Origin of the sequence: Pseudogracilibacillus amylolyticus (SeqCode) (genome assembly GCF_051918545.1) — a bacterium.
Classification (GTDB): domain Bacteria; phylum Bacillota; class Bacilli; order Bacillales; family Amphibacillaceae; genus Pseudogracilibacillus.
The window spans coordinates 22,235-31,610 of the sequence record NZ_JBPPZG010000019.1; the positions used below are offsets into that span (position 1 = coordinate 22,235).

Annotated in this window: 8 protein-coding genes; all 8 read left to right on the forward strand. The window is 33.6% G+C overall.

Translation table 11 applies throughout. From position 1 onward, the window contains the following. Position 1 precedes the first annotated feature (1 nt). The gene (locus ACPYKA_RS03950) at positions 2 to 913 is read left to right on the forward strand and encodes a conjugal transfer protein (RefSeq protein ID WP_269411367.1); all 912 of its coding nucleotides are present in this window, start codon (positions 2 to 4) and stop codon (positions 911 to 913) included. Positions 914 to 1,262: 349 nt separating this feature from the next. After that, the gene (locus ACPYKA_RS03955) at positions 1,263 to 2,486 is read left to right on the forward strand and encodes an ABC-three component system protein (RefSeq protein WP_269411368.1); all 1,224 of its coding nucleotides are present in this window, start codon (positions 1,263 to 1,265) and stop codon (positions 2,484 to 2,486) included. Further along, a complete protein-coding gene (locus tag ACPYKA_RS03960; protein WP_269411369.1) occupies positions 2,483 to 2,971 on the forward strand; it encodes a three component ABC system middle component in 489 nt (162 codons plus the stop codon). The genes ACPYKA_RS03955 and ACPYKA_RS03960 overlap by 4 nt, the downstream gene beginning before the upstream one ends. Beyond that, positions 2,968 to 4,929, forward strand: coding sequence for a DUF3732 domain-containing protein (locus tag ACPYKA_RS03965; RefSeq protein WP_269411370.1), 1,962 nt, complete (start codon positions 2,968 to 2,970; stop codon positions 4,927 to 4,929). Before ACPYKA_RS03960 ends, ACPYKA_RS03965 begins: the two co-directional genes overlap by 4 nt. Before the next feature lie 274 nt (positions 4,930 to 5,203). Next, positions 5,204 to 5,560, forward strand: a complete 357-nt coding sequence (gene tnpB, locus ACPYKA_RS03970; RefSeq protein WP_042528993.1) for an IS66 family insertion sequence element accessory protein TnpB — start codon at positions 5,204 to 5,206, stop codon at positions 5,558 to 5,560. Between the two features lie 16 nt (positions 5,561 to 5,576). Next, the gene (gene tnpC, locus ACPYKA_RS03975; protein ID WP_479541089.1) at positions 5,577 to 7,214 is read left to right on the forward strand and encodes an IS66 family transposase; all 1,638 of its coding nucleotides are present in this window, start codon (positions 5,577 to 5,579) and stop codon (positions 7,212 to 7,214) included. Between the two features lie 54 nt (positions 7,215 to 7,268). Beyond that, the gene (locus ACPYKA_RS03980) at positions 7,269 to 8,567 is read left to right on the forward strand and encodes a hypothetical protein (protein ID WP_269411371.1); all 1,299 of its coding nucleotides are present in this window, start codon (positions 7,269 to 7,271) and stop codon (positions 8,565 to 8,567) included. Beyond that, positions 8,536 to 9,240 (forward strand): hypothetical protein, encoded by a 705-nt coding sequence (locus tag ACPYKA_RS03985; RefSeq protein WP_269411372.1) that lies wholly within the window; start codon positions 8,536 to 8,538, stop codon positions 9,238 to 9,240. The genes ACPYKA_RS03980 and ACPYKA_RS03985 overlap by 32 nt, the downstream gene beginning before the upstream one ends. Positions 9,241 to 9,376 lie beyond the last annotated feature (136 nt).

Sequence of the window (9,376 nt, forward strand, 5' to 3'; positions counted from 1 at the left end):
GATGAAACTTCCTTTTAGCAAGAAAGAAAAACAACCAAAGTTAAAGCAAAGAAAAAAAGTAAAAATAAAAACGGTTGGCAAGCGAAAAAAATCAGTTGTTCTCTTATGGATACTGCTTTTAAGCAGTATTGCCTTCGGAATCTATAAAAACTTTACAGCGATTGATCAACATACTATTCATGAAAGAGAAGTCGTTCAAGCCAATATCATAGATACAACTGCTATTGAGAGTTTTACGGAAAACTTTGTGAAAGAATATTACTCTTGGGAAAATGAATCAGAAGCGTTAGAAGAACGAACAGAAAAGCTTGCTGATTACTTGACAGAAGAATTGCAGGCTATAAATATTGATATGATTCGGGAAGATATTCCGACAAGTTCCAGTGTCCAAAACATCAATATTTGGTCGGTATCAGAAGAAACTGAAAATAATTATTCAGTAGTCTACTCGGTGCAACAAAAAATTACAGAAGAAAAGGACAGCTCTTTCACAAACGCAACCTATCGTATTGTGCTTCATCAAGATGAACAAGAAAATCTGGTTATTACCCAAAATCCAACCATGTGGTCCCAGCCCAACAAATCTAATTTTGTACCGGAGCAAGCAGAAAACAATGGAACAGTGGAATCGGCTACTGAACAGGAAGTCACAGCGTTTTTAGAAGCTTTCTTTACTTCTTATCCAACCGCAACGGATCAAGAACTTGCTTATTATGTAAAAGACAATATTTTACCACCCATTGAAAAGAAATATATATTTTCTGAACTTGTTAATTCTGTGTATCAAGAATTGGACGGTCAAATTAAGGTATGGGTAACAGTAAGTTATTTAGATGAGACTACAAAAGCAAAACAGCTTTCACAATATGAGTTCATAATAGAAAAAGATACAAACTGGATGATTGTTGAATAAGAAGAATAAGTGGATATGTGCAAATAAAAAGTAAAAATCATCCTCGCTTGTTTTAAGGTTAAAAAACAGTGGGGATGATGCTATTTAAACAAGTCAAGTATAAGAAATTTTCCCTTTATAAAAAGATATAAAACTCTTACTTTTGTTGAGCAAACATTTTATCTACTTCTTTTATTGTACAAACTCGGATTGTTTCTTAGATTTTATAAAAACAGATACACTTATATTTTAATTTATTAAATCCTATTTTGATAATTTTTCGTATATTAGATATCTTTTCCATATTATTTAATGATAATATAGTAATAGGTAAAATTGCTAAAAATTAATCATTTGGTAGGTGAAATATATGAGTGAACACTCAGCAGAGGCTTCGCTTCTGGGATATTATTTTCAAGGCATGTATGCCTTAGTAAAATTACTAGATGCAAATGATAACGATAAGGTGAGTATAGAGACTGGTGATGATGTATATATTGAAGGAAATATAAAAAAATTATACCAACTAAAGCATAGTCTTAATAGCAAGGGAAAAATAAATGAAAAAAATGATGGTTTATGGAAGACTATTAGAATTTGGGCAGATATGTTAAGAAAAGAAGAAGTAGATGAAGCGACATACTTTATATTTGTAACCACATCTCAAATAGATGATGAATGTTCACTAACTAATCTATCTAATAATGATTCTGATAGAAATTTAGTAGTTGAAAGTCTTCTAGTAGAAGCTAATCGAGTTGCTGAAGCAAGAAAATTAGCAGCAAGTAAAGAAGAAACTTTACCATTTAAAACAAGGTGGCCTGGTTGTGAAGCGTATTTATCTTTAAATGCGGAACAAAGAACAAACCTTATTAGTAAAATTTCTGTACAACCTGACAATTATAATATAAAAGATATACCTAATGAAGTAGCGGAAAGGATTCAAAATACTGTTCCGGTAAATATAAGATTGAAATTAGTTGAACGGTTAATTGAGTGGTGGGATAGAAGAGTGGTTTTAGGTTTATTAAATGAGTTGTCAAGGGATATTAGTAAATATGAATTGATACGACAAATAGTAACATTAATCAATGAATTATCTGATGAAAATTTAACAGATGATTTTGGGGATTTAGCTGAAGAAGCGGATGTATCAGGAGAACTTGGAGGAAATATGGAAATCCAAATTGATTTAGTAAAAGGAGGAGAGCCGAGGAAAAGAAGAGCAGCTACAACAAGGTGGCAAGCAAGAAATCAAAGAGAAAAATGGCTAAAGGACGATTTAATTAATGGAATAGAGTTAAAAAAATTAGATAAAAGATTAGTTACTGTTTGGGATGATTATTTTCAAACAATGAAGTTTGATTTAAAGGGGGAGGAAGAAGGTGTGCTCTCTGAAAATGGACGTTCCTTGCTAGATTGGTCCCATAGAGAGGCTCATAAGGAAATCACCCCAATTCGAAAGGAATGGAGTCAAGCCTACCTTGTGCAAGGTTCTTATCAGCAACTCGCTGAAGACCTGAAGGTTGGCTGGCACCCAGAATTTACTGAAAGAATTAAGAAAACTTCAACTAATAAGGAGGAAGAAAAATGATTTCAACAGATACATATTCTGCTACAAATCCTCCGCTTTGTTCATTAATATTATGGTCTTTTCTTAATGGGTTTGAAGAAGTAAAGAAAGAAGGCTGTGAATTTCCAATATTATTTTTACCTCTTCCTTTAGTCTTATCAAAGCCTATAAGAAATAATTTTGATGGTACCAATACTTCAACTGGATTACTTACTTGGATTTCTAGAAACCCTTCAGCGATAATTGATATTGCTCAAAGAATAGAAGTAACTCAGGATATTACAAGAGAAGCGATTTTATTTGGAACAACTAATAAAATTTTCTATTTTGATGACGAGGGTCTTATTTTTTTTAATAAAAGTGGAATTAAGGTTAGTAAGATATACACTGAAGAACATTTTGAGGAGTCAAGAAAAACTTTAACAGTTGCAAAAAAGCTCGGGAGTTGGTGTGGTCAATTAGAATCTACAAAAACTATATATAACGTGTTAGGAGTGTCCTTATGAAAAGGTGGAATATAAAGAAAATACTACTATACAGCCACAATGAGAAAATGAAAGAATTAGAATTTAATCTAGAAGATGTTACCATTATTACAGGAGAATCAAGGACTGGAAAGTCTGCTATACCAGAGATTATTGATTATGTAATGGGGGCTAGTGAATGTCACATCCCTTCATTTGTAAGAGGTTGTTTAAGCTGGGTAGGAATTTTATGGGTGAAAGGTGATACAGAGTTTTCTATATTTAGAAAAATACCCAAAATAGGATGGAAATCTAGTGGAGATATTTATTTTGAAATCGGTAAAAATATAGAAATACCTGCTAAATCATCAGAACTAAGTAAAACGACTAATGTTGAAGGGGGATTAGCGCAATTTGAAAGGCTTTTAGGTATAGGGGATGCAAGAACGGAGTCCTTTGGAACTAAGCTCGAATCGAAACGAATATCTATTAGAAACACAATCCCATACCTTCTGCAAGATGATGATGTAATCATTAGCAAAAATACTTTATTAAGAGGAACAAACGATGAAAGAAAGCAAAGTGTAATTGAATCATTACCATATTTTTTAGGAATTGTGGATGAGGATACTTTAAGTAAAGAACTCGAGTTCAAGAAAATCACAAGACAAATTAATAGAATTGAGAAGGAAGTTAAAGCTAATGAAGCCATTATTTTTGGAGATTCTAATAAAGCTTTAAATTTAGTGCAAGAAGCTATACAGCTGGGCTTAATAGATAATGAAGAAAATATAGACGAATGGGATAATGATGAACTTCTAAAGAAATTAGCTGCCGTTGCCAATTGGAATATTACAGTAGAAAGTAAAATTAATGAGGATTTATTGCCTAATTTATATACTCAATTAACAAATGAACAAAGTAAAGTTATAGAAATAAAAAATAAGCTAAGAAAAGCTAAACAACAAATATTAGCAGCCGAAGAATTTGATGGGACTGTAAACCAACAAAAAAGGAAGTTAGAAGTAATTAACCTTTTCAAAAAACCCCATGATCCTAATACTTGTCCGCTTTGTCAAAGTGAATTAAATAATCCGTCAAAGCCAGTAAGTACAATTAAAAACCTTATGGTAAAAACTCAAAATGATCTGAGAAGTCTAGAAAAAGATAGGCCTCGGTTGGATAATTATATAAACATTTTAACGCAAGATTTAGAGAGAAAAGAAGTATTAATTAAAAGTATCAAAGACAAAATTGGTGTTTTAGTTAAAGAAAATGAACAAACTGAAAATAATTTAGATTTATTTCAAAGAAGGAATAGAACTATAGGTCGAATAAGTTTATATTTAGAGAGTAAAGAAGCACTTGATTCCAATAATCAAAATAAAAATCAGGATTTTCTCGATAGATTGAATAAAAGATTGGAAGAATTAGAAGAAGAGGTGAATTTCGAAAATAAACTAAACAATTTAGAAAATGTTGAACGAAGAATATCCTCTATTGCAACAAATATAATATTCAATTTACCATTTGAAGAAAGGTATGAGGACTGTCCAGTTTATATAAATTTGAAAAACCTTGATGTAGGTGTTTCATTACCAACACATAGTGAAAGTATGCGTGATGTTGGTTCCGATGAAAATTATTTAAGTTTACACGTATCTTTAATGTTAGCCTTACACCGGCATTTTGCTAGCTTGAATAGACCGGTTCCGGGTGTATTACTATTTGATCAATTGAGCAGACCTTATTTTCCACCTGATGAAGAACCAAATGAGGTAGAAATTGATGATATAAACGAAAACGGAGAGAGAAATTCACTGTTGAAATATTTTGAAGCTTTATTTGATGAAGTTGATAGGAACGAATCTCTACAAATTATTATAATTGAACATGCTTATTTCAAGAATCATGAAAGATATAAAAAATCTGTTAAATATAGATGGAAAAAGAAAGAATCTGGTCTTATACCTGAAGATTGGCCAGAAAAAACGAAGTAAAAAGAGGGCGATATTTTGGAAATAAAAGGTAAGCGGGAAATAATAGACCGCATTCTATTATAACGGAACTACCTCTATACTTGGATTTAACAAGTAACAGGAGGTAGTTTTTTCATGAAGGAAAACCCGATTGTTCCCGTAACGATCCCAGCACCATCTTCCTCTACGCCTGTAAATCCAGTAGCGGAAGTTTCTTGTCATTCTCTACAGCTAACAATCTTTGAAGGTTGTCAGGAATCTTTGGCAGTAGCCTTGATAAAGGAGGTGTGCCGTCATGCTCGTTGACTTCTCCCAGATGAAAAATTGTTATTTAGTCTGTGGCTATACAGATCTTCGCAAAGGCATTGATGGTCTGGCTTCCGTAATCACCAGTCAATTTCAATTAGATATTTTAGATGAATCTGTTTTCTTATTCTGCGGGAGAAGAACGGATCGATTTAAAGCTCTCTGGTTTGATGGAGAAGGTTTTTATTTGCTTTATAAGCGATACGATCAGGGAAAGTTAACTTGGCCGCGTTCGCAAACCGACGTTGAAAAACTGACACCAAAACAAATCGAGTGGCTGTTTGACGGTTTTTCCATCTATCAAAAACAAAAAATTCAACCTGCCAAATTAGGTGTCCTCACTTAATCATGGGGGAGAGAAATTGTTTTTTAAATTTTTTCTTCCCTTTTTGATAAAGTGTGGTACGATAAAAGAAATTATTTGGACACAGGGGGTGAATACGTTGACAGAATTGGAAAAGAAGCTGATGAAACAAATCGAACATTTGACAATTCAAAATGAAAAACAAGCAAAACAAATTGAACAGCTGATTAACCAGCTGACCAATATGAATCGTCGACTATTTGGAACATCATCCGAAAAGAATTCTCAAGGTCAACTCTCCTTCTTCGAAGAAGACAATAATCCCCCTTTTAGCGAGGCAGAGCAACCTGCAGACAAAGCCGTTGAAATAGAGACCATCTCTTATCAGCGAAAAAAATATCAAGGGCAGCGGGCCGATATCACAAGAGACTTGCCTATCGTGGTGGAAGAACACACTCTTCCGTCCGATAGCCAGGTCTGTTCGTGCTGTGCCAGCCCATTAAAACATCTTGGGAAGCGAGAAGCTCGAACGGAGTTAGAGTTTATCCCAGCTCATTTAGTAAAACATGTACATTATGAACATGCTTATGAATGCTTAGCCTGTAAGAAAACCGGTCAGAATCACATTCTCCGACAAAAAGCACCGGAACCAGCCTTAGCTAAAAGTTTAGCTGGACCGAGCGTGTTAGCCTATAATCTCTATCAAAAGCTGGAGATGAGTATTCCTTATCATCGTCAGGAAAAAGAATGGGCAAGATATGGGTTGAAGGTTTCCCGGAGAACGTTGGCAAACTGGGCGATTCGAAGTTCCGAAGAATGGCTGGAGCCATTGTACCAACAAATGAGAGAAAAATTACTTCTAGAACCTGTGCTCTCCGCTGATGAAACGACCTATCAAATTTTACGCCGGGCAGACGAAAAGTCAGCTACAGCCGATGCGAGGATATGGTTATTTCGAACAGCGGAAGCTGCCAAACATCCCATTATTCTCTACCATTCTTCCGAGACACGCCGGTTTGAAGTAGCAGAAACCTTTCTCAAAGGATTTCAAGGACTTCTTCATTGTGATGGATATTCCGTCTATCAAAAATTAGAAGATGTGCAACTTCAAACGTGCTGGGCGCATGTTCGGAGAAAGTTTTTAGAGACCAATGATTCAAATGGACAAGGCGCCGTCGGCGTCCATTACTGTGACCAGCTTTTCAAGCTGGAAAGGCAATGGAAAGATTTATCTCCAGAGGAACGCCTGCAGCAACGCCAGCTGGAAAGCAAGCCGTTACTGAAGGAGTTTTGGGGATGGCTGGACGCTCTCGTTACAATGAAAGGTCCTTTACAAAAAGCTGTGGATTATACACAAAAGTTAAGGGATTCCCTTCAACGCTTTTTAACAGACGGACGCCTTTTCATTAGTAATAATCTCGCAGAACGTTCCATTCGGCCTGTCACCGTCGGACGTAAAAACTGGTATTTTTCAACCAGCGTAGCTGGAGCTCATGCGAATACCATTGGATACAGTGTTATCCAAACAGCTAAAGAAAATGGAATTGATCCGTTTGAATACTTAACCGTTTTATTTACGGAACTTCCCCAGCTTAATATTTTTCAAGACTCGGAACAATGGGAAAACTATTTTCCATGGAGTCCTTATATCCAAGCCAAGGTGAAGCCACTTTCAAAACATATAAAACGAGCATAATAGCCCTAATGGAGCTTCTTTACAAAAAGTTTACTCCTTTCAGGGCTATTTGTCATGGCGTCATATTATTTCCCGCTTACAATAAAAGATGCAATGTATATATTCAACGGTGATAGATTTCTTGATTTCATTGATACAAAAAAATTTAAGAATGACGTTGCTGCTGAATTTGATGTTTCTGAAGAAGTGAATAAACTTGAATTTGCGGATTACTATAGTTCTTTAAAAAAGAGCTATAGTGCTGAAACTATTGATTTTATATTCTTTGAAAATATATTCTATAGTCATTTGAAAAATATATATGTTGATCAAATTTTAGGACATCCTAATCTACAAATCGATTTCTTTAAAGAAAAAGTTAAAAAGTTGATAGATAAAATTAATATTAAAGATACCATACCTGCTGCACTTCACAGCTATATGAGTGAAGACGGATTTTATTTGATGGATTCGTTAAATATATCCTCTATAAACACTACGTTTATTGCAGGGTATGATTATAACACAGAAAAAGGTTCAGTAACATCTGCTAGATTTCTGTTTGTTGAAGTCGTTCCCAAAAAAATACAAGGTGTAGATTATTTTATTGCAGGCATTGAACTTGATTTTACAAAAAATTTAGTTCTAACTATGATAAAAAATATAACAGAATTAAAAAAAGAAAATAATGTAACACCTACAACTACCCACCAGTTACATAAGACCGTAGTTAATAAAGTATTATATACTTTGGGTATATCATTAAAAGAAATAGATGTGAAAGATGATCGGAAGGGTATGTATGATTTTTGTAAGTACCTTGATAATGCGTTATTGGAGGATTTACGTACTGAAGTTAAATCAAGAACAAGTAAGCCAATAAGAGCTTCTGTCGATAAATTAAATAAATCGTTGTTTACCGATGATAAAAGTTTAAATGGAATTGATAAAAGTGATTTAAACAAAAAAATCCAAGCATTATTATTATCATATTATATTGAATATAATATTAAACCGACGGAACTTGTGAAAAAGGCAAAAAAACAAAAGCTTGTTGGATACCCAACAAGAATTAAATTTACATCAAATAAATCAAGTAGAAGTTCGACTCAATCAAGTAACTCTAAACAGCCGGTTTCAGCTTCAGACATGTTTCATAGTCTTTACTTTAGTTTTGAACAAGCTTTAGAGCTTGATAACTGGTCAATATCTTGGTTTACTGATTATTTATTTACAGATGAAGAAAAGACAGATGTAATCCAAACGACTATATATTCTACAAGTAAACAATTTAGAGTAGTATTCCGTCCTACCAGAGCTTTAAATAAGGAGATAATTCATTATGTCATTGACCAAATTAATTCATACCGTTAGTATTAAACTTCAAAAGAGTGAAGAAGAAACATTTGAGCAGTTAAATACACTTGCAGAAGTAGTCAAAGAAGAAATTTTTCCGAAGAATAGATTGACACATTACAATATGGAAATGGAAACACTCCATATAATTCTTACTGAATTGATAAGATCTGATCTTGCATCAAAGTATTTTGCATACGACTGTGAAGCAAAAGACTCAATTGACTATGTTATTACACTAGATGACCAATGTAAATACTGTGGAGAAGTTTTGAAAGATTCAAAAAGACATATTACACGTGAAATGTTCAAACTTAATTCGAATTTTTTACAATTAATCGCTGAATATAGATCTACACAATTAAAGAAATATCTAATGGATGAGTATAGAGATAATTTAGAGAAACTTAAAAATCGAACTCAAAAAATAGTTCCTTTTCTCGGTGCTGGTGTATCAATCCCATTAAACTTACCCAACTGGAAAGACTTGTTACTTGAATTGGATAAAGGTTTAACTGATATTGATAAAAAAAAATATAGAGAAATTATCGAACAAGGTGATTTTTTAAAGGCATTAAGTTTCTTAAAAAAATACTCTACTATGTACAGAAAAGAAGATGTATTGAAACGAGGAATAAAAGATTTAATAACAACCCGGTATCGAAAAGAAAATGATGATGACGTAAAATAGTTTGTGTAAAATATTTGAGATAAAAAAAAGAGGTAGGGTACCCTCGAAATTGGACAAAAAATCAAGAAAGGAGACCCTACCATGTCTCAAAGTATAAACCAAGATGACTTTATGAATCAACTAGATGGACTTGTAC